Below are 20,851 nucleotides of genomic sequence, written 5' to 3'. Positions count from 1 at the left end.
ACCCTCCGCCAGCGGGCGTCGCGTCATTCGCAAGATGGCGCCGACAGGGACGGTCAGCGGCGAAACCCACGCCGTGCGACGCGTTCATCGGTCACGGAAGCATTCACCTCCCGCCTTCTTCCTCCTTGCCGCTCAACTTCGACGCCGCGCTTTTTTGACAGCATCGACAAGCGCTTTTATTACTAAAACAATCTATATTGCAGACATAAGACCCTTCGTCGCGAATCGCGATTTCATTCGGGTTTTGCGGTAGACCGTGCCTGCGCGCTACGTCGCATCGTCAAGTCATGGCGGTCTTCGGAAGACGGCCATGCGTCTTTCAGCAGGGGGAGCCATGTCCACGTCACCGCTTTTCGATGCGCCGCACGGCGTCGGCGATTCCATCGAGCAGGCCGATTCGCGCTTGCACAATCGCGACCTTGCGCCCGTGCCCCACACGCGGCGCACGTGGACGGGCTACAGCATCTTCGCGATGTGGATGTCCGACGTGCATAGCGTCGGCGGCTATACGTTCGCGGCAAGTCTCTTTCTACTCGGCATTTCCGGCTGGCAGGTGCTGATTGCGCTGACGGTCGGCATTCTCATCGTCTACGTGCTGATGAACTGGGTCGGCAAACCGAGCTATATGCACGGTATTCCGTTTCCCGTGATGGCGCGCGTCAGCATGGGCGTGATGGGCGCGAACCTCGCGGCCGTGATCCGCGGCGTGGTCGGTATCGTCTGGTACGGCGTGCAGACCTACTTCGCATCCAAAGCAGTGGCGACACTGCTGCTTTTGTTCATCCCTGCATCGGCCGCGTTGCGCAACGTCAGCTTCCTGAGCCTCGACGGTTTGGGCTGGGTGAGCTTCCTCTTCATGTGGATCTTCCAGCTGATCATTTTTCAGCGAGGCATGGAGACGATCCGCAAGTTCATCGACTTTTGCGGTCCCGCTGTCTATGTCGTGATGTTCGCGCTGATGGCGTGGATTCTTTCGCAAGCGGGACTTGGCAGCCTGAGTCTGACGCTTGGCGGCAAAACGCTAACGGGCTCGGAGCAGTTCGCGGGCATGGGCAATGCAGTGCTGCTCGTCGTCAGTTATTTCGCCGCGCTGCTGTTGAATTTCGGCGACTTCTCGCGCTTTGCGAAGAGCGAGCATCAAATGAAGGTCGGCAATTTCCTGGGGCTGCCCGTCAACTTCATCGTCTTCGCGATCATCACGGTGATCGTGACGTCGGGCAGCGCAAGCGTGTTCGGCTCGATGATCATGGACCCGGTTGCGATCGTCGCCCACATCCAGAATAAAGTGGCCGTGGTGATCGGCAGTCTCACGTTCATCGTGGCGACAATGGGCATCAACATTGTCGCCAATTTCGTCTCGCCTGCTTACGATCTCGCGAACCTCTTCCCCAAGCATGTCGACTTCAAGCGCGGCGGATTGATCGCGTCGATTCTTGCCGTAGTCGTTTGCCCGTGGATATTCGTCGACAGCCCGAAGGCCATTACGATTTTCGTCAGCGTATTCGGCGCGGTGCTTGCCCCGCTTTACGGCGTGATGATGGCCGACTTCTATCTGATCAAGAAGCAGCAGGTACAAACTGCCGAGTTGTACACGATGGCCTCGACGGGCCGCTTCTATTACGACGGCGGCTGGAATCGCGTAGGCGTTGCAGCGCTATTGCTGTCGGGCTGCATTTCGATCGGCTGGGAATTGTGCACGCAACTTCTGCATGTTCTGCCCGAAAACAACTTCGGCTGGCTGATCGGCGCCGTGGCGGGCGCATTGCTGTACGTGTTCATGATGCGGGCCGCGCGCAGGACGTGATGTGCCTGGCGTCATAGCACACGCGTACACGCTGTGGCGTTATGGACGGATTTGGGCGCTAGTTTGTCGTTAGACACCGATCAAAGTGTTCGATACTCAGGAGTCGATTCGTGACGTGCAGGGGCGCGCCACTGCCGTTATATGCGTGCGCGTATAGGAGCATGGCCGCCGAATCGAAACAACTCCATATTGCCAGCACTTTCGAACGGACACGAAGATGGACCGGCTTGACGCGTTAAGGCTGTTTGTCGAAATCGCCGAAGCCGGGAGCTTTTCCGCGGCCGCGCGAAAGAGCACGGTATCGACATCGACGGTGACGCTCGCGTTGCAGAAGCTTGAAGAAGAAGTCGGCGCGCGCCTGATCATGCGCACCACACGACGCCTCGCTTTTACGCATGAAGGGCAGCGCTTTCTCGACGACGCGCGCCGCGTGCTTGCCGATTGGGATGCGGCGATCCTGAGTCTGCGCGAGGACGGTCCGTTGCACGGACCGGTCCGGCTGACGGCCAGCACCGATTTCGGCCGCACGCGCGTCGTGCCTTTGCTCGACAAGTTCATGAGCCTGTATCCGCAGGTTCAGGTGTCGCTGTTGCTAACGGACGGGGTGGTCGATCTGGTCGATCAGCACCTGGATCTTGCGCTACGTAACGGTCCGCTGATCGATTCGCGGCTCAAGGCGCGCCTGCTGTTGACGGGGCCGCGCGTCGTGTGCGCCGCGCCGTCCTATTGGGCGACGCATGGCAAGCCGATGCATCCGTCGCAACTGTCCTCGCATAATTGCCTGATTCTCGAGCGGCCCGATGCGCCGTTCACGAACTGGCCGTTCGTCGTGGACGGCAAGCAGATCGCCGTCAGAGTGTCGGGCAATCGCGTGGCGAGCGACGGCGGCGTGCTGCGCGAATGGGCGGTGAACGGCTATGGCGTGGTGCTGAAGAACCGTTGGGACATCTATCACGAGCTATTGTCGGGGCGGCTCGAGACCGCGCTGGATTCGTACATCGGCGAGCGCGTCGATCTGTTCGCCGTCTATGCCGGCGCTGTGCCGAGCCGGCGGGTGGGCACGCTGATCGACTTCATCGCGCGCGAACTGGCTGTCGACGATACGCTTGAACTGCATCCGCTAGACAGTCTGCGTCCGCTTTAGCACGGCGCTTCGATTGTTCAGACGTTAACCGTATGGTGAGTTGCACCGACAGATGAAAGCAGGTAGCCTAACTGCGATTATCTTTGTCGGAGTGGCTATGTCTCACATCAGCGCAGGCGTCGAATACGGCTTGCATTGCCTGCTTTTTCTCACGGAAGCGGCGCCAGGCGGCGTGGCCGAGGCGAGCGTGCGCGATCTGGCGGAGCTGCAAGGCGTGCCGGCCGACTACGTCGCGAAACTATTTACGAAACTGCACAAGGCAGGGCTCGTCATCGCAACGGAAGGCGCCAAGGGTGGCTTTGCGCTGGCGCGTCCGGCAAATCAGATTTCGGTGCTGGACGTGGTGACGGCTATCGACGGCGACAAGGCCTTGTTCGAATGTCGCGAAGTGCGCGCGCGTTGCGCGGTATTCGGTGAAACCGCGCCGGCGTGGGCATCGAGCGGCGTGTGCTCGATCCACGCCGTGATGCAGAACGCGGAGAAGCGCATGCACGAAGCACTCGCCTCGCAATCGCTTCACGACCTGGCGGTGCGCACGTCGGCGAAGGCGCCGCGCACGTATGGGCCGCAAGTCGTCAAATGGCTTGACGGCCGTACGGCGGGCAGGCGGCGCGATCGCAGCGGGTCGGGTTCCGGTGCGCGTTCCTGAACCGTTCCTGAGCTGCTTCTGAACAATAGGCAATTGGTATGACGAAGGCCGCAGCCTGAACAGCTGCGGCCTTTTCTTTTCGCCCTTTGCGCTGACGATTAGACTGTCTCGAACTGCTCGCTGTCTACGCGCACCTGTTCCCATGCGGCCCACTCCGCGGCCACGCCCGCCAGTTCTGCCTTGGCACGCTTCAGCGCTTCAGTGCGCGCTTCCTGATCCGAAAACTGCAACGGCTGCGCATCGACGAAGCGCGGCTCGCTGACGCCGATGAACGAGAATGCCGCGTTGAGCGCCGGCGTGAGCGCGTCCATCGACGAAAACACCGTGCCCGGGCGCAAATCGGCGCCGCGCGTGGTGATGAACAGCGTCTTCTGGCGGTTCAGCTGCCCGACGATGGTGCCATCCTCGGCATTCTTATAGGTAATGCCCGTACGCGTCACGTTGTCGATAAACGCCTTGAACGCCGAAGGCATCGACCAGTTGTACATGGGCATCGCAAAGACGAAAGCATCGGCTTCCAGCAGCCGCTTGCACAGCGCATCGGACGGCGCCAGCGTGGCGCGCATGGCGTCCGTGCGTTCGTGTTCCGCATGATAGGTCGCGATGGCGAATGCCTCGGTGACGTGCGCCGGCGTATCGACGGTGACGTCGAGATAGTCGACTTCGACCTCCACGCCTTCTGCTCGCAGGTTTTCGATGAACTCGCGCGACAGCGCACGGGAATTGGACCGTTCGCGCTTGGCGCTCGCATCGACGTGGAAAATCTTCATATCGCTCTCCAGTAACTACGACTCAATGTATCGTAGTAGCGAGGATAGAGATTTCATCGGCACTCTGCAACCGGAAGGACACGGCTGATGGAGCTTCCATGTGCGGTGCGAGACGGCGTGAGAATGCGCCGCGGCCTTGCGCGACAAGGCGCTCGCGGATGCTTGAGCAGTCCGTGATTCAACATGAGGGAAAAAAGAGATTCAGTGTTGCGCGGATCGATTCGGTTGCAACACGATGAAGTGAGGCGGTCGCGACACAGGTGCCACCTAAAAGCCGATGCTTTGATGGACTGCTGTGCAACAGCAAAAAGTCATGCGTATGACAAAGGCACGCAAACCCTTTAAGCCGTGCGTGATGGATCGATGCGGCACCTGCAACGAATGTTGCGCGACGCGTGCGTCATTTGGCGACGCGGCTTCAGAAAGTCAATGCGCCAAGGCGTTGCAGCCCGTGGCGCTTAAGGTTTGTTCAGGCTCTACAGTATGCGAATGACCGTGCGCTCGATCTTCAATCGAGCATGATTCCGCTCGGACAGGAGGGCACGGCGGACGCCAGAATCATCCGGTCGCGATTGGCGGGGAAATAGCTCTCGCAAGCGCGCGGACGAAACACTGGGTCGCCGCGTCGTATCGGCATGCCCGTCAATACGCAAAACGAATCCATGCGAGCAAGGCCGATCCGCCATACCTGATCCGCGTAATGACCCGAGCGCGGGTCGCTCCAGCACACGCTTAGCGTCTTCGACGACAGTTGTTCGAGGATGGAGATATGCGCCGGCGGCGGCTCGACAGGGGCAGGTGCGAGCGCCTCGGGCGGTGGCCGCTTGGTCATGCGGAATTTTTTCTTTGGACCGTATTGTGCTTTCTTGATCGATTCAAGCGGTGTGGGCATCAGGACGCCCACCAATGCACGTCGAACGATATCTTCTTCAACCGGACGAGTCATCATTCACCTCCGTCACAGAGTTTGGCTGGCGGCACGCTTTGACGCGGCCGAGGGGCTGCTGCTGACGTGTTTCTCGGTGTGGCTCGCAAGGCAGTTCCAGCGACATGCCTGCATGGCGCGCAGCTATGCGCGAAATCGATTCCCGCCATCAACGCGCCGTGACTCTATATTGGACGTTCAGGCGGCCATACAGCAAGTTAAGCGTTGTTAACCGGAATGCGCAACGTAATCTTGTCGCGCTTCAGGTCGTTGATTTTCTTAAGGAAAGACATAGCCGTGGCTATGTCTTTGTGTATGGCTTGAGGCCTTGCTAACGGCCTAAATATGCATCGCTATTACTTCTTGTCCCACGTGACGAGGTTCTTATCGTTGTCGTCGGCGACAAAGATGGCAAGAAGCTTTGCGGGCTTGGTCTTGCTCGCGTTCTCGCTCACCATGTGATGCACGCCGGGCGCTTCCGTCCAGCTTTCACCTGCGTGATAGACGCGCTCTTCGCCATCGTCGACCTTGCTTCGGATCTCGCCTTGCAGGACATAGCCGACCACGAACGCCTGGCCATGACGATGGGAAGGCGACACGCCACCCGGCTTGTAATCGACGACGATCGCCGTCATGGTCTTGCCCGGCACATTCGCGATAGCCGTCTGAAATGCGGGGCTGATGTTTTCGCGCGGGCCATCGATACCATGTGCGTGCGCCGGATGTGCGGCGCCCAGCGCGATGCATGCCGCCGCGGTTGATGCAAGAACAGTATGAACAAAATTCACTTGACTCTCCGATAAAAAATTGTCGTACACGACGCGCTGGCTATGAAGCACATGTACGTCGACGTCATAACTGCGATTCGTGTTGTCGTAGTTCGGAGGGTAATCGCTTTTTCGAACCCGTGCAAGGGAGCGCGCTGTGGGCGCGCGTCGTCGTCAGATCCACTTCACCCTTTCAACGGTATGGATTCTTGCGATTCTTGTCACGCGTGTCTAGAATCCGCGACATTGACAAGTGTGTCAAAGATTGCGGGTGAGATATCGCACGCTCCTGACAAACCGCCGCGCAATGCGCGGCCTCAAGCGGAATCTGTTTTCATGTCTACCGATGCATCACTTTCGACAACGGCCGTCGGCGGCCGAGCCGCCATCTGGCGGCACATCTTTGCGGGATTCAGCGCGAGCCTCGTCGGTATCGGGCTGGCGCGCTTTGCCTATACGCCGCTCATTCCGCCGCTGATTCAGGCGCACTGGTTCTCGGCTTCGGATGTCGTTTATCTGGGCGCGGCCAATCTCGCTGGTTATCTGCTCGGCGCGCTGCTGGGGCGCCCTGTCGCGCATCGGTTGACCAACACGTACACACTGCGCGCGATGATGGTGCTGGTCACAGCGGCATTTTTTGCGTGTGCATTCCCCGTATCCGTCGCGTGGTTTTTCTTCTGGCGACTGTTGTCGGGCGTGGCAGGCGGAACGATCATGGTGCTGGTGGCCGCGACGGTGCTGCCGCATGTGCCGGCGGATCGCAAAGGGCTGGCGAGTGGTTCGATCTTTCTCGGCCTTGGCGTCGGAATTGCCGCATCCGGAACCATCGTCCCGTTGCTGCTCAACCTTGGCTTGCGGAACACGTGGATCGGCATCGCGATTCTGTCGGCGGCATTGACGGCCGCAACGTGGTCCGGCTGGCCGTCTGCTACGAAATCGCACGCACACGCGCACGCTTCGCAAGCGGCGAAAGCACAACTTCCTGCGATCGTGCGCGTCCTTTACGCCGAATATGCGCTGATGGCGCTAGGCCTCGTTCCGACGATGGTCTTTCTGGTCGACTTCATCGCGCGCGGGCTCGGAGCAGGGGCGCACGTGGGCGCGTCGTACTGGATTCTGTATGGCGTGGGCGCGATTTTCGGCGCACCTGTGTACGGTTTCGTGGCCGATCGCTTCGGCGGAAGCTTTGCGATCCGCGTGCTCTCGATACTGCAGGTTTGCGTCGTCGCTGTGTTGGCGGTATCGAGCAATCACATCGTGATCGGCGTATTGACGCTGGTGATCGGCAGCTTTCCGCCTGGCGTCGTACCGATGATGCTCACGCGTGTGCATGAAGTAGTGCCGAACGATCATGCCGGACAGCACATGGTCTGGAGCCGTGTGACCACGACCTTTGCCGCGTTTCAGGCCGTCGCGGGCTATGCGTATTCCGCGCTGTTTAACGCGAGCGGCGGCAATCATCGGCTGCTGTTTGCGATTGGCGCTGTGGCACTTGTCGTGCTCGTGATGACGGACTTTGCGTCGCCGTTGTTTGCGCGAAAGCCTGAACAATCCGCCGAACGCGTTCACGAATAAAGCGCTTCGTTTGAAAAGAACCTCCGATCAAATCGTTTAATGAGGATAAACGGGCGCTACACGTTAACAAGGATTAACTACCGCTAACGCGCTCGACGACCGACAATTCCCTCATCATGCAAAACGACGCGGAGGCTTCGAACGTGAAGGCAGGCGTGGACCGTTCGTTCCCGAATGACATCGACGCCACTTCGTCGACGCGGCGTGCCGTGACACGGCTGTCACTCGCGCCGCGCCTTCTCATTCTCGGCGTGTGCACCTGGTCGCTGATCGAAATGCCCGCGGAGTTCGATCCTTCTGCCGGCGATCTCGGCGTCGCCGCACTCGCAATCGCGAAGATCGCGTGGACGGTGATCGGCATTGCGGCTGCACGCGGAATCAGGCGTGCGCAATGGATCTTTTCGTTTCTCTGCGGACTGAGCCTCGTTGCAATCGTGCCGGGCTTGCCCGTCGAATTGCACGAGTCGGCGTGGATCTTTACGCAATCGCTGGTCGAGTGCGTGCTGAAGGCGGGTGCGCTGCTTTCGTTGAGTCTGTCGCCTGCGGCTAGACCGACGACGCCTTCTTGAACAGATCTCGCGCGATCGAACAGAACAGATCCGTGGTGGGACTCTGATCCTGCAGACGCCGGCTCATGATGATGGGCGACGACACATTCGTTTCATCGATCGACCGGTACGTCACGCCACGCGCGCGCAATCCCCGCACGCTTTCCGGCACGAGACACACGCCCACTTGCGCGGCAACGAGTCCAAGCGCCGTTTGCAATTCCCGCACTTCATGAATGGCCGCCGGTTCGACGGCGTGATCGCGAAACGCAGAGAGTTGCTGGTCCGCGTAACTCGGACGCGGCGTCGATGGATAGATGATCACTGTTTCTTTCGACAACGCGTCGAGCGTCAGCTTCGTCGCATCGGCGAGCGCATGACCCGCGGGCAATGCAGCAATCAACGGCTCTTCGACGAGCACTTCGCGCGCGAGTTGCGACTCGTCGAAGCGCAGGCGACCAAAGCCCACATCGATACGTCCGCCCTTGAGCGCACTCAACTGTTCAATCGTGAACATCTCGATCAGCGAAATCTGGATCAGCGGCGCGGCTTCCCTGAACGCGCGAATGACATCGGGCAGCGGGCCGTATAGCGTGGAAGGCACGAAGCCGATCACGATGCGCTCGGCAAGCTGTGCAAGACGCCGCGTGAGCGGCAGCAGTTCGTCGCTCTCTTCGAGCAGCCGCTTGGCCTGCACATAGAACACGCGTCCGGCTTCCGTCAGCTTCAGCGGCCGAGCGCCGCGTTCGAACAGCGCAAGTCCCACACTGTCTTCGATCTGCTGGATCTGCCGCGAGAGCGGCGGCTGCGTCATGTTCAGGCGTTCGGCCGCCCGGGTGAAGTTCCTTTCCTCAGCGACGGCCACGAAATAGCGAAGTTGACGCAGTTCCATCTATGCCCCGAAGGTATGGAAATAGACTCAATCGGTCTTGGACGGATTCCGCCGGCGCCCCTAGTATGAGCACAACAGCAGGAGAGCCGTATGATACCAAGCCCCGTTCAGATACAAGCCGTAGAGACGATTCTCGTCGATGTTCCGACGATCCGCCCGCACCGCCTGTCCGTTGCCACGATGAATTGCCAGGCCCTCGTGCTGGTCCGGATTCAATGCGCGGATGGTATAACGGGCTGGGGCGAGGCGACGACGATCGGCGGCCTCGCTTACGGCGAGGAAAGCCCCGAAAGCATCAAGACCAACATCGATACCTATTTCGCGCCGATGCTCAAGGGCATGGACGCGACCCGTCCCGGTCAGGCGATGGCGAAGCTGCGCGAGTGCTTCCAGGGCAACCGCTTCGCCAAGTGCGCAGTCGAAACCGCGCTGTTCGACGCGCAGGCACAACGCTTCGGCGTGCCGCTGTCGGAACTGTTCGGCGGTCGCGTGACGGATTCGGTCGAGGTCGCGTGGACCCTGGCCAGTGGCGACACGGGACGCGATATCGACGAAGCGCATTCGATGCTGGAAATGAAGCGGCATCGCGTGTTCAAGCTCAAGATCGGCACGCGTGCCCCCGCTGACGACATCGCGCATGTGGCCGCGATCAAGGCGGCTGTCGGCGACCGCGCGGAAGTGCGCGTCGACGTGAATCAGGCATGGAGCCAGACGGAAGCGATCTGGGCCAGCGAGCGTCTCGCGGACGCAGGCTGCAATCTGATCGAACAGCCCATCGCTGCAGAAGACCGGCGCGGCCTCAAGCGGCTCGCGCATCGGTCGACGGTGCCGATCATGGCCGACGAAGCATTGCATGGTCCCGTCGATGCATTCGACGTCGCCAGCGCGCACGCCGCCGATGTATTCGCCGTGAAGATCGCGCAGTCGGGCGGCCTGACGGGCGCGGCAAATGTCGCTGCGATCGCGCTCGCAGCAGGCATCGATCTGTATGGCGGCACGATGCTGGAAGGTGCGGTCGGCACGATCGCTTCCGCGCAACTCTTCAGCACGTTCCGCGAATTGAAGTGGGGCACCGAACTGTTCGGGCCGCTGCTTCTCACGGAAGAAATTCTCACGGAGCCGCTGCGTTACGAGAACTTCTCGTTGCAATTGCCGCAAGGCCCCGGACTCGGAATTCAACTCGACCTCGACAAGATCGGGAGACTGCGCCGCGATTCGAAGCACGGCGCGAGTGTGGTCAAAGGTTAGCTATGACGGTGCTGAAATAGCGGCCCCGTAAAGCACATTTGGCATCGTCATCAGTGATTGGACTAAAAGGAGACATCCCCATGAACATCGAAACCATCGACGCGCTGTTGAACAAGATCAACGAAAGCGCCACGCACGAAGGCAACGCACGCACGAAGCAGGTCGTGAACCGCATCATCCGCGATCTGTTCATCACGATCGACGAACTCGACGTCACGCCGAACGAATTCTGGGCCGCGCTGAACTATCTCGGCGAAGCGGGCCAAAGCGGCGAACTGGGTCTGCTGGCTGCGGGTCTCGGCTTCGAGCACTTCCTTGATGTGCGACTCGACGAAGCGGAAGCGAAGGCCGGCGTTGCGGGCGGCACGCCGCGCACGATCGAAGGTCCGTTGTACGTGGCGGGTGCGCCGGAATCGACCAGCCATGCGCGTCTCGACAACGGCAACGAGCCGGGCGAAACGCTTGTCATGCGTGGTCGTGTGCTCAACGAAGACGGTCAGCCGGTGAAGGGCGCGCTGGTCGAAGTGTGGCACGCGAACCATCTGGGCAACTACTCGCACTTCGACAAGTCGCAGCAGGAGTTCAACCTGCGTCGCTCGATCCGCACGGACGCGGACGGCGTGTACAGCTTCCGCAGCGTGGTGCCGATCGGCTATAGCGTGCCGCCGGAAGGCAAGACGCAACAGCTGCTCGATCAGCTTGGCCGTCATGGTCATCGTCCCGCGCACATTCACTTCTTCGTGTCGGCACCGGGCTTCCGCAAGCTGACCACGCAGATCAATATCGAAGGCGATCCGTATCTGTGGGATGACTTTGCATTCGCGACGCGCGAAGGCCTCGTGCCCGCGGTCAAGAAGGAAGAAGGCGCGACGGGCAAGTCTTATGGCATCGACGGCCAGTTTTCGCTGATCGATTTCGACTTCAGTCTCGTCAAGGACCGCAACAACGTGCCGACGAGCGAAGTGGAACGCGTGCGCGCCTGATTGCGCTGCACGGCAGCGGCCGCCGCTTCAGGCGGCCGCTTTTGTTTAAAGCAATGAATCAACAGGGAGTACACGCATGCTTTTTCACGTAAAGATGGTCGTCAAGCTGCCGCCCGATATGCCCGTCGAACGCGCCAATGAACTGAAGGCCAATGAAAAGGCATTGGCGCAGCGTTTGCAAAAAGAAGGCATCTGGCGACACCTTTGGCGCATTGCAGGGCTCTATGCGAACTACAGTGTGTTCGACGTGGAAAGCCCCGCGCAATTGAACGATCTGCTAATGCAGTTGCCGCTTTATCCGTATATGGAAGTGACGGTGGATGCGATGTGCCGTCATCCGTCGTCGATTCACGAAGACGATCGCTAATCGCTTCCATGCGTCGCAGTCTTTAAGGCAAGCTCAAACAAAAAAGGAAGAGACGTAGAACACGGTCTCTTCCAAAGTACTACAGGGTAGCCTTCAACAGACAACAACCACTACAACAACTACAACCAGAAACGCGGTATCAGTCGAGTGCGGCGGCAGGGCCGAAGAACTCGAAACGGCTCTGCTTTTCAGGCACGCCAATCGCCTTCAGGTGACGCTTCACAGCCTTCATGAAAGGCTTCGGTCCGAGGAAGTACACATCGACGTCACGCGTCGCGGGCATCCATTCGATCAGACGATCTTCGTCGATGAAGCCTTCCGCGTGATGCGCATCGTCCTGCTGACGCGGCTTTTCATACACATAGAAGCGCTTGAGCTGCGGATGACGTTCCGCCAGTTCGTCGATCACGTCGCGGAATGCGTGCACGCCGCCATGACGCGTCGCGTGAATGAAGTGAATCGGACGCGACGTTTGAAGCGCGGCATTCAGCATCGCGAGCGTCGGCGTGATGCCGACACCGCCGCTGATCAGCACGAGCGGCTTGTCGTTGTGCTCGAGCGTGAAGTCGCCCGACGGCGCGAACAGATTCAGCGTGTCGCCTTCGTTCACGGCATCGTGCAGATAGTTCGAGCCCTTGCCATGCGGCTCGCGCTTCACACTGATCCGGTATTCGCGGCCGTTTGCCGCAGCCGACAGCGAGTAGTTGCGGCGAATCTCTTCACCGTCGACGACCAGACGCAAGCCGATGTACTGGCCCGGCTGGAATTCGAGCAGATCGCCGCCGTCGGCGGGACGCAGATAGAACGACGTGATTTCGTCGCTTTCCTTGACCTTGCGCGCCACCGTGAACGGACGCGTGCCGCGCCAGCCGCCCTTCGCCGTTTCCTTCTCGACGTACACCTTCTCTTCGAGTCCGATCAGCAGATCGGCCAGCTGACCGTACGCGGCGCCCCACGCTTCGATCACGGCATCCGTGGCGATTTCCGGTCCGAGCACTTCGCGGATCGCGCGCAGCAGACATGCGCCGACGATCGGATAATGCTCGGGCAGAATGTTCAGCGCGACGTGCTTGTTGACGATTTGCGAAACCAGTCCGCCGAGTTGTTCGAGTTGTTCGATATGACGCGCGTACATCAGCACCGCGTTCGCCAGCGCTCGCGGCTGATCGCCTGATTGCTGGTGAGCCTGGTTGAACAGCGGGCGCACACTCGGGTACTCCGACAACATGGTCTTGTAGAAGTGCGTCGTGAGTGCTTCACCGCCGCTTTCGAGCAGGGGAACGGTTGCCTTGACGATTGCGCGATGTTCGGCTGACAGCATGAGTTGATACCTCTCGTTTGGGGTGAGTGGGTCCCGCGCAAATTCGGCGGGCTTCGGGTAATCTCTAATGCAGCTATCGGGCCAGCTTTAAAACATCGTAAAATCAGTCGCTTAGAAACATCAGACGTGTATATGACAAGGGTTAAAACGACTTCTATCGAAGTCAAACTGACTGCATCCAAGGTGCTCGACGCGCTGATTCCGCTGGTCGAGGATCTGTCGCGCGACCTGCCGGAGCGCGAGCGTTATCGCCGTCTTCTGACGACGCTGCGCACGCTTTTTCCCGGCGATGCAGCGGCCCTGTTGCGTCTGGATGACGACACGCTCGTGCCGCTCGCAATCGACGGTTTGACGGGCGACACGCTCGGCCGCCGCTTTCGCGTGAGCGACCATCCTCGTTTCGAAGCGCTGCTATCGAGTGAAGAGCCGACCCGTTTTCCCGCCGACTCGGACATGCCTGATCCCTACGACGGCCTCGTGCAAGGCGTGAGCGGGCACCTCGAAGTGCATGATTGCCTTGGCTGTCCGCTGCTGATCGGCGGCAGGCCGTGGGGTCTGCTGACGCTCGATTCGCTCGATCCCGAGCGCTTCGACACGATCGACATGAACACGCTGCAGGCGTTTCTCAGCCTTGCTGCGGCGACGGTGAGCGTGGCGGAACGCATCGATACGCTCGAGCGCAATACGGAAGAGGAGCGCCAGCGCGCGGAGGCGTATCGGCAGGCGAGCGGGCAGAGCAGCCGCGACCTGATCGGCAGCAGTACCGCGCATCAGCAGCTGGTCAACGAAATCCGCGTGGTCGCGAACAGCGATCTGACCGTGCTGATCACGGGCGAAACGGGTGTCGGCAAGGAACTGGTCGCGAACGCGATCCACACCGGCTCGCCGCGCGCGAACAAGCCGATGATCAGCCTGAACTGCGCGGCGCTGCCGGATACGCTCGTGGAAAGCGAACTGTTCGGCCATGTGCGCGGCGCGTTTTCGGGTGCGTCGTCGGATCGGCGCGGCAAGTTCGAACTCGCCGACGGCGGCACGCTGTTTCTCGATGAAGTCGGCGAGCTGCCGCTCGGCGTGCAGGCGAAGCTGCTGCGTGTGCTGCAAAACGGGCAGCTGCAGCGCATCGGCTCGGATAGCGAACACAAGGTCGACGTGCGGCTGATCGCCGCGACCAATCGCGATCTCGCCGAAGAAGTGCGCGACGGGCGTTTTCGCGCGGATCTGTATCACCGGCTGAGCGTGTATCCGCTGCGCGTGCCGCCGTTGCGCGAGCGCGGGCGCGACGTGCTGCTGCTCGCGGGCTTTTTCCTCGAAGAGAATCGCGCGCGGCTCGGGCTGCTCAGCATCCGGCTCGGGCAGGACGCGCAAAGCGCGCTGCTTTCGTGCAACTGGCCCGGCAACGTGCGCGAACTCGAGCATATGATCGGCCGCAGCGCGTTCAAGGCGCTGTCGCGTCATCGCGAGCGGCCGCGCATTCTGACGCTGACGGCGGCGGATCTCGGCATGTCGGCGAATAGCGGCGGCGAACTGCTGGCGGCGGCAGCGAGCGCGGGCTCGGCCAATGCCGGCGACGCGAACGTCACCGACTTCCGCAGCGCCGTGACGGCCTACGAGCGCACGCTCGTCAGCGACGCGCTGGAGCGGAACAATCACAACTGGGCGGCCGTCGCGCGTGCGCTCGGCATGGATCGCGCGAATCTGAACCGGCTCGCCAAGCGACTCGGGCTCAAATAAGCCGCAATTGGCGAAGGCTTCGGAGATCTGATTTGGTAGTATCTGATTTGTCAGTCAGATCGCCGGTCGATCGTTCAGGAGGCTTCGCGTGCGTCACTACACCAAAGACAATTTCAGGCTCACCGAGAGCGTCGGCTATCAACTCGTCAAGGCACGCAATGTGATCGTGACCGAGATGGATGCGGCGCTGAAAGACCTCGACATCTCAAGCCAGCAAATGGGCATCATGCTGATGCTCAGGCAGAAGCTCGCGTCGACGCCGTTCGAACTGTCGAAGATGCTCGGCATCGACACAGGGCTGATGACGCGGATGCTCGACAAGCTCGAAGCGAAAGGGCTGGTGGTGCGTTCGCGCGACGACCAGGACCGCCGCGTCGTCAACCTTGCGCTGACGAAAGCCGGCATCGCGGTCGCCGACGAAATCCCCGAGATTGCGCCCGACGTGCTCAACGCACGCCTGAAAGACTTCACGAAAGCCGAACTCACCGAGTTGCGCCGCCTGCTGCGCAAGTTCGTGAGCGACTGAATCCCCCGATCCCGCCTCCTGCCTCGCAGCGTCGCATTATCCCTTCGATAGATAAGCGCTGTTGCTTCTGACGTAACAATGAGTTGCGCTCAGATGCCGTTGACTATATCTGACATGTCAATTATTGTTCGTGCAAATAGCGAGGAGTCAGAGATGTCGCACTATTCGAAGGAAGATTTTCATTTGACCGACAACGTCGGGTTCGCGATCAGCAAGGCGCGCAACCTGATCGTCGTGCAAATGGACGCAGCGGTGAAGGGTCTGAACGTGCGGGCTCACCATGTCGGCATTTTCATGTCGTTGTTGCGCGGCACGGATACGACGCCGGCAATGCTGTCGCGCCATCTCGGCATCGACACGGGCCTGATGACGCGCACGCTCGACAAGCTCGAAACGCTCGGCATGCTGACGCGCACGCGTGACCACGACGACCGCCGTGTGGTGAATCTCGAACTGACGGAAGCGGGCCGCGAAGTCGCGCTGCGGATCACGGAAATCGCACCCGATGTGCTGAATGCGCGGCTGCAATGCTTCACGCAGGAAGAATTCGACGAATTGCGCCGCTTGCTCGGCAAGTTCCTCAACGATTGAACGTGTTTTTTTATCCGATTATCTGATAGGTCAGACAATGAACAAGCAATCAAATATGAGGCGGCGCGCTTCCGGCGCACTGAAGGTCGGCGTGTCGGTGATGTTTGCGGCCGTGCTGTCGGCATGCGTGAACTACGCGGGTATTCATAGCGACGCGAAGACGGCCGAGCCGCAGCAGTACGCGACGCAGCAAAGCATTCCCGCGGAGCAGGGCCATTGGCCTGCCGCGAACTGGGCCGACCAGTTCGGCGATGCGCAGCTGAAAACCCTGATCGACGAAGCATTGAAGGGCAGTCCGACGCTGGAGCAGGCGCGCGCCCGTGTGGCATCGGCGGCGGCGTTTAGCGAAACGGCGAAGGCGAGCACGATGCCGCGCGTCGATGCGAGCTATTCGCTGACACGTCAGCAATATTCGAGCACGGCGCTCGTGCCGCCCCCATATGGCGGTTCGTGGCAGACGGAGAACAAGGGTCTGCTGAGCGCTTCGTACGATCTTGACCTGTGGGGCAAGAATCGCGAAGCGCTGAAGGCCGCGATCTCGCAACTGCAGGCGAGCCAGGCCGATGCCGAAGTGATCAAGCTGACGCTGACGACCTCGATTGCGCGCACCTATAACCAGCTTGCACGTCTCTATGCGCTGCGCGATATCGCGCAGCAGGAAATCGCGCAGCGCGAGCAAATCGACAGGATCACGGCGGGCCGCATCGCGACGGGGCTCGATACGGAAGTCGAGCGCAAGACGGCGCAAGCGAATCTCGCGACGAGCCGCGCGACGCTGAAATCGCTCGACGGTCAGATTCTCACGACGCGCTATCAGATCGCCGCGCTGCTCGGCGCAGGACCCGACCGTGGGTTGCAGATCGCGCGCCCGACGCTCGGTATCGGCGATGAAGTGAAGCTGCCCGACAACCTGCCCGCCGATCTCGTGAGCCGTCGTCCCGACATCGTCGCTGCGCGCTGGCGCGTCGATGCGATGACGCACGACGTGAAGGAAGCGAAGGCCGAGTTCTATCCCGACATCAACCTGAGCGCCGCGATCGGACTCGACGCGTTCGGCTTCGGACGCTTCCTGACGGCGGCGAGCCGCACGGCATCGGCCGGTCCCGCGATTCATCTGCCCATCTTCGATGCAGGCGAACTGCGTGCGCAACTGAAGGGCCGTTACGCCGATTTCGACTACGCCGTCGCGACCTACAACCAGACGCTCGTCACCGCATTGAGCGAGGTCGCCACGCAACTCGCGGGCGTGCGTTCGACGGATGGACAACTCGTCGACGCCCAGACCGCACAGGATGCCGCGCGCCAGGCCGACACGCTCGCGCTCGTGCAATACAAGGCCGGGCTCACGAACCAGTTGACCGTACTGAATGCCGACGTCAACGCGCTCGCCGCCGATCAGGCCGTTGCGAATCTGCGCATGGACCGCCGCGATCAGCAGATCGCGCTGGCGTCCGCGCTGGGCGGCGGTTTCGTCGATACGTCGAACACCGATCAGAACGCGCACATCGCGTCTGCCCCTGAAACGTCTTCCAACGCCGCGCATTGAGCGCCTACCGATCGAATTGCCTGGAGAACAGAACATGAGCGAAATCGAAAACACCGAGCGCGAAACGACACAAGCGACTCAAGCGGCAGCGCCGCGCGCAAAACCAGAAGCTGCAAGCGCCGCTGAGCCCAACACGCGCAAACGCAAGCTGCTGTTGTCGCTGCTCGGCGCGGCCGTCGTCGCATCGGCGGCTGCTTACGGCGCGTACTACATGACGTACGCGCGTTATCACGAGTCCACCGACGACGCCTACGTGAGCGGCAATCTCGTGCAACTCACGCCGCAAGTGACGGGCACCGTGATCGCCGTGAATGCCGACGATACGCAGATCGTGAAGATGGGCGACTCCGTTGTGAAGCTCGACAACGCAGACGCAAAGGTCGCGCTCGGCAATGCCGAAGCGACGCTCGGACAAACCGTGCGGCAAGTCAGCAGCCTGTACGTGAACAACGATTTCTACGCGGCGAACGTCGCGCAGAAGCAATCGGATCTGGCTCGCGCACAGGACGATCTGCGCCGCCGCCAGGCGGTTGCTGGAACAGGGGCGGTTTCCGCCGAAGACATCGCGCATGCACGCGACACCGTGACGGCCGCGCAGGCCGCACTCGATGCCGCGCGCCAGCAGGCGGAAGCGAACCGCGCGTTGACCGATCGCACGACGGTCGCGGAACACCCGAACGTGCAGGCCGCGGCATCGAAGGTGCGCGACGCGTACCTGGCGTATGCGCGCAACACGCTGCCCGCACCCGTCACCGGTTATGTCGCGAAACGCTCGGTGCAGGTCGGACAGCGCGTGTCGCCGGGCACGCCATTGATGGCGATCGTGCCGCTCGACGGCGTGTGGGTCGACGCGAACTATAAGGAAAGCCAGCTGCGCAACATGCGCATCGGCCAGCCCGTCACGCTGACAGCCGATGTGTACGGCGGCAAGGTCGAGTATCACGGCCGCGTCGTGGGCTTCTCGGCGGGAACGGGTAGCGCGTTCGCCACGCTGCCTGCGCAGAACGCGACGGGCAACTGGATCAAGGTCGTGCAGCGTTTGCCCGCACGCATCCAGCTCGATCCGAAGGAACTGGAAGCGCATCCGCTGCGGATCGGTCTGTCGATGGATGTCGACGTGGATACGCGCGACAACACAGGCGAACAACTCGGCGCCGCGATGAACACGACGTATCGCACGGACGTGTTCGCCGAATACGGCGCGCAGGCCGACGCGGAGATCGACCGGATCATCGCGCAGAACATGGTGCCGACGCATGCGGAAGCCGCCCGGCCGCTTCCGAAGCACGCGGGCTGAACCGGAGCGAAGACGCGACTCATCGATGCGCCTTCGCTTGCTCAATTACCTGACAGGTCAGATAGATAAGCCGCCATGAATCCTTCTACGCAAACCGCACCGCCGCCGTTCACGGGCGGCAAGCTGGTGCTCGCGACGCTCGCCGTCGCGCTCGCCACGTTCATGAACGTGCTGGACTCGTCCATCGCGAACGTTGCCATTCCGACCATCTCCGGCAATCTCGGCGTATCCGTCGATGAAGGCACATGGGTCATCACGCTGTTTTCGGCGGCCAATGCCGTCGCGATTCCGCTGACAGGCTGGCTCACGCAGCGCGTCGGCCAGATCAAGCTGTTCGTCGTGTCGATCCTGCTGTTCGTGTTCTCGTCGTGGCTGTGCGGCGTCGCGCCGAACCTGATCGTGCTGCTGGCCGCGCGCGTGCTGCAAGGCCTCGTCGCGGGACCGCTCACGCCGCTGTCGCAGGCCATTCTGCTCGCTTCGTATCCGAAGGAAAAAAGCTCGACGGCGTTGTCGCTGTGGGCGATGACGGCGACGGTCGGCCCGATTGCTGGCCCCGCGCTCGGCGGCTGGATCACCGACAGCTACAGCTGGTCGTGGATCTTCTACATCAACATTCCCGTGGGCCTGTTCGCGGCGGGCGTGACGTGGATGCTCTATCGCGACCGCGAATCGCAGACGCGCAAGCTGCCCATCGACAAGATCGGCCTGCTGTCGCTCGCCATGTGGGTCGGCACACTGCAGATCATGCTCGACAAGGGCAAGGATCTCGACTGGTTCAACTCGCCCGTAATCTGGGCGCTGACGATCGTGGCGGCGATCAGCTTCCTGTTCTTCCTGATCTGGGAGTTCACGGAGAAGAACCCGATCGTCGATTTGCGGCTCTTCGCGGGGCAGAACTTCCGTGGCGGCACGATTGCGATTTCGGTTGCGTACGCCGTGTTCTTCGCGAACCTCGTGATCCTGCCGCAATGGATTCAGGGCTATCTCGGCTATCGTTCCGTCGACGCAGGGCTCGTGACCGCGCCGCTCGGCGTCTTCGCCGTGCTGCTCGCGCCCGTGATGGCGAAGATCATGCCGAAGTCCGATGCGCGTGTGCTCGCGACGCTTGCCTTCGTCGGTTTTGCGGGGGTGTTCATCATGCGCTCGCACTACACGACGGGCGTCGACCAGTGGACGCTGATTCTGCCGACCCTGCTGCAAGGCATTCCGATGGCGCTGTTCTTTGTGCCGCTGACGGCGATCATCCTTTCCGGCTTGCCTGCAGAAAAGATTCCGGCCGCGGCGGGTCTGTCGAACTTCGTGCGGATTTTCGCGGGCGGCGTGGGGACGTCGCTGATTTCGACCGGCTGGAACAACCGCACGATCCTGCATCATGCGCAACTCGCGGAACAGTCGAGCGCGACGAATCCCGATTACACAGGCGCGCTCACGAGCATCCACGCGGCGCTCGGCGGCAGCTCCGATCAGGCCGTCGCGTTCTTCGAACGGTCGCTGAACGCGCAAGCCGCGATGCTCGGGCTGAACGACATCTTCTGGTTGTCGTCGATGATTTTCATCGTGATCATTCCCTTGATCTGGCTGACGAAGCCGAGTAAGGGCGGCGGCGGCAGCGCCGCGGCGTCGGGCGCCCACTGAGCGCGGCGCACTGCACGCAACAAGGAAGGCCCCGGTTGGCAGACAACCGGGGCCTTTTGCATTGCGCCGCCGGGGAATCGGGCGGATGCCTGTCGCTGAACCGTAGGGTGTTGAAAGCGGCCAGAACGTGCGAGAAGGCAAAACGTAATGTCAAATCTGGTATCGTGCGTCCGGGCTCGAAAGGCCGGAATGCAGGACATGCGCCGTCAGGGTTTGTACTAACCGGTACATCCACCGGGTCGCACCGGCTGGAAAGCGAATCCGCATGCGGGCTGGCGCTGAGCGCCCGATTGGCAGCAGCGAGCCGCACCGTCTTCGAGCCAGGCAAATTCGACTCAATTTCAGGTCGATCCTCCCTCACATCAGGATTTCTTAAGCGAAAACTGCAAAAAATCGCCTTCGGGTCGTTCCCGATGTCAACCTTTTGGACAATTTGCCGTTGTCCATTTGTAAAGAGTTGAAACAGGCGAATTCCGGACGACGATAGCGTCCGATACGCTCCGAAATCCAACCTTATTCGATGCTTCAGCAA

At 61.1% G+C, this 20,851-nt stretch carries 19 protein-coding genes; 14 read left to right on the top strand and 5 right to left on the bottom strand.

Features of this window, described 5'->3' with window-relative positions; translation table 11 throughout:
* Nucleotides 1-334: 334 nt before the first annotated feature.
* From QEN71_RS15765 to QEN71_RS15755, 3 genes are all read left to right on the top strand, one after another.
* Complete coding sequence (locus tag QEN71_RS15765; RefSeq protein ID WP_201648576.1) at nt 335-1,804, top strand: NCS1 family nucleobase:cation symporter-1; 1,470 nt, start codon at nt 335-337, stop codon at nt 1,802-1,804.
* Nucleotides 1,805-2,021: 217 nt separating this feature from the next.
* A complete protein-coding gene (locus tag QEN71_RS15760; RefSeq protein ID WP_201648577.1) occupies nt 2,022-2,948 on the top strand; it encodes a LysR family transcriptional regulator in 927 nt (308 codons plus the stop codon).
* A 97-nt stretch (nt 2,949-3,045) separates the two neighbouring features.
* Nucleotides 3,046-3,597: an RrF2 family transcriptional regulator gene (locus QEN71_RS15755; RefSeq protein ID WP_201648578.1), complete on the top strand. Its 552-nt coding sequence runs from the start codon at nt 3,046-3,048 to the stop codon at nt 3,595-3,597.
* 98 nt (nt 3,598-3,695) lie between these two features.
* Here QEN71_RS15755 and QEN71_RS15750 read toward each other — a convergent pair whose 3' ends face one another.
* The 3 genes from QEN71_RS15750 to QEN71_RS15740 form a co-directional block, all read right to left on the bottom strand.
* Nucleotides 3,696-4,367 (bottom strand): FMN-dependent NADH-azoreductase, encoded by a 672-nt coding sequence (locus QEN71_RS15750; RefSeq protein ID WP_201648579.1) that lies wholly within the window; start codon nt 4,365-4,367, stop codon nt 3,696-3,698.
* A gap of 508 nt (nt 4,368-4,875) precedes the next feature.
* On the bottom strand, nt 4,876-5,199 hold the full coding sequence (locus tag QEN71_RS15745; protein WP_051446208.1) for a DUF3331 domain-containing protein: 324 nt from the start codon (nt 5,197-5,199) through the stop codon (nt 4,876-4,878).
* A gap of 449 nt (nt 5,200-5,648) precedes the next feature.
* On the bottom strand, nt 5,649-6,080 hold the full coding sequence (locus tag QEN71_RS15740) for a cupin domain-containing protein (RefSeq protein WP_201648580.1): 432 nt from the start codon (nt 6,078-6,080) through the stop codon (nt 5,649-5,651).
* A 315-nt stretch (nt 6,081-6,395) separates the two neighbouring features.
* Between QEN71_RS15740 and QEN71_RS15735 the strand changes: the two genes are divergently transcribed.
* The gene (locus tag QEN71_RS15735; protein ID WP_201648581.1) at nt 6,396-7,634 is read left to right on the top strand and encodes a YbfB/YjiJ family MFS transporter; all 1,239 of its coding nucleotides are present in this window, start codon (nt 6,396-6,398) and stop codon (nt 7,632-7,634) included.
* 116 nt (nt 7,635-7,750) lie between these two features.
* Nucleotides 7,751-8,203, top strand: a complete 453-nt coding sequence (locus tag QEN71_RS15730) for a hypothetical protein (protein ID WP_223957002.1) — start codon at nt 7,751-7,753, stop codon at nt 8,201-8,203.
* Here the strand turns inward: QEN71_RS15730 and QEN71_RS15725 are convergent.
* Nucleotides 8,181-9,074 carry a LysR family transcriptional regulator gene (locus QEN71_RS15725; RefSeq protein WP_201648582.1) on the bottom strand — a complete coding sequence of 298 codons (894 nt, stop codon included), beginning with the start codon at nt 9,072-9,074 and terminating at the stop codon, nt 8,181-8,183. The genes QEN71_RS15730 and QEN71_RS15725 overlap by 23 nt on opposite strands.
* 90 nt (nt 9,075-9,164) lie before the next feature.
* On the opposite strand from QEN71_RS15725, the gene QEN71_RS15720 reads away from it, so the two are divergent.
* The 3 genes from QEN71_RS15720 to catC all read left to right on the top strand — a co-directional run bounded on the left by QEN71_RS15720 (nt 9,165) and on the right by catC (nt 11,672).
* The gene (locus QEN71_RS15720; protein ID WP_201648583.1) at nt 9,165-10,322 is read left to right on the top strand and encodes a muconate/chloromuconate family cycloisomerase; all 1,158 of its coding nucleotides are present in this window, start codon (nt 9,165-9,167) and stop codon (nt 10,320-10,322) included.
* Nucleotides 10,323-10,402: 80 nt separating this feature from the next.
* Nucleotides 10,403-11,305: a catechol 1,2-dioxygenase gene (gene catA, locus QEN71_RS15715; protein ID WP_201648584.1), complete on the top strand. Its 903-nt coding sequence runs from the start codon at nt 10,403-10,405 to the stop codon at nt 11,303-11,305.
* Nucleotides 11,306-11,381: 76 nt separating this feature from the next.
* Nucleotides 11,382-11,672, top strand: a complete 291-nt coding sequence (gene catC, locus QEN71_RS15710; protein ID WP_201648585.1) for a muconolactone Delta-isomerase — start codon at nt 11,382-11,384, stop codon at nt 11,670-11,672.
* 139 nt (nt 11,673-11,811) lie between these two features.
* On the opposite strand, the gene hmpA is transcribed toward catC, so the two are convergent.
* On the bottom strand, nt 11,812-12,993 hold the full coding sequence (hmpA, locus tag QEN71_RS15705) for an NO-inducible flavohemoprotein (RefSeq protein WP_201648586.1): 1,182 nt from the start codon (nt 12,991-12,993) through the stop codon (nt 11,812-11,814).
* A 132-nt stretch (nt 12,994-13,125) separates the two neighbouring features.
* Here hmpA and norR point away from each other — a divergent pair, with 132 nt between their 5' ends.
* From norR to QEN71_RS15675, 6 genes are all read left to right on the top strand, one after another.
* Entirely contained in the window at nt 13,126-14,724 is a 1,599-nt protein-coding gene (gene norR / locus QEN71_RS15700; RefSeq protein WP_201648587.1) for a nitric oxide reductase transcriptional regulator NorR, read from the top strand.
* Nucleotides 14,725-14,812: 88 nt separating this feature from the next.
* Nucleotides 14,813-15,250: a MarR family winged helix-turn-helix transcriptional regulator gene (locus tag QEN71_RS15695; RefSeq protein ID WP_201648588.1), complete on the top strand. Its 438-nt coding sequence runs from the start codon at nt 14,813-14,815 to the stop codon at nt 15,248-15,250.
* A gap of 153 nt (nt 15,251-15,403) precedes the next feature.
* The gene (locus QEN71_RS15690) at nt 15,404-15,841 is read left to right on the top strand and encodes a MarR family winged helix-turn-helix transcriptional regulator (RefSeq protein ID WP_201648589.1); all 438 of its coding nucleotides are present in this window, start codon (nt 15,404-15,406) and stop codon (nt 15,839-15,841) included.
* A gap of 37 nt (nt 15,842-15,878) precedes the next feature.
* Nucleotides 15,879-17,387 (top strand): efflux transporter outer membrane subunit, encoded by a 1,509-nt coding sequence (locus QEN71_RS15685; protein WP_201648590.1) that lies wholly within the window; start codon nt 15,879-15,881, stop codon nt 17,385-17,387.
* 34 nt (nt 17,388-17,421) lie between these two features.
* The gene (locus QEN71_RS15680; protein WP_201648591.1) at nt 17,422-18,684 is read left to right on the top strand and encodes an HlyD family secretion protein; all 1,263 of its coding nucleotides are present in this window, start codon (nt 17,422-17,424) and stop codon (nt 18,682-18,684) included.
* A 75-nt stretch (nt 18,685-18,759) separates the two neighbouring features.
* Nucleotides 18,760-20,319 (top strand): DHA2 family efflux MFS transporter permease subunit, encoded by a 1,560-nt coding sequence (locus tag QEN71_RS15675; RefSeq protein WP_201648592.1) that lies wholly within the window; start codon nt 18,760-18,762, stop codon nt 20,317-20,319.
* Nucleotides 20,320-20,851: the final 532 nt, after the last annotated feature.

The organism is Paraburkholderia sabiae, assembly GCF_030412785.1.
GTDB classification, from domain to species: Bacteria; Pseudomonadota; Gammaproteobacteria; order Burkholderiales; family Burkholderiaceae; genus Paraburkholderia; species Paraburkholderia sabiae.
Note: the sequence above shows the minus strand (reverse complement) of the source record. Positions and strands in the feature narration are given on the sequence as shown.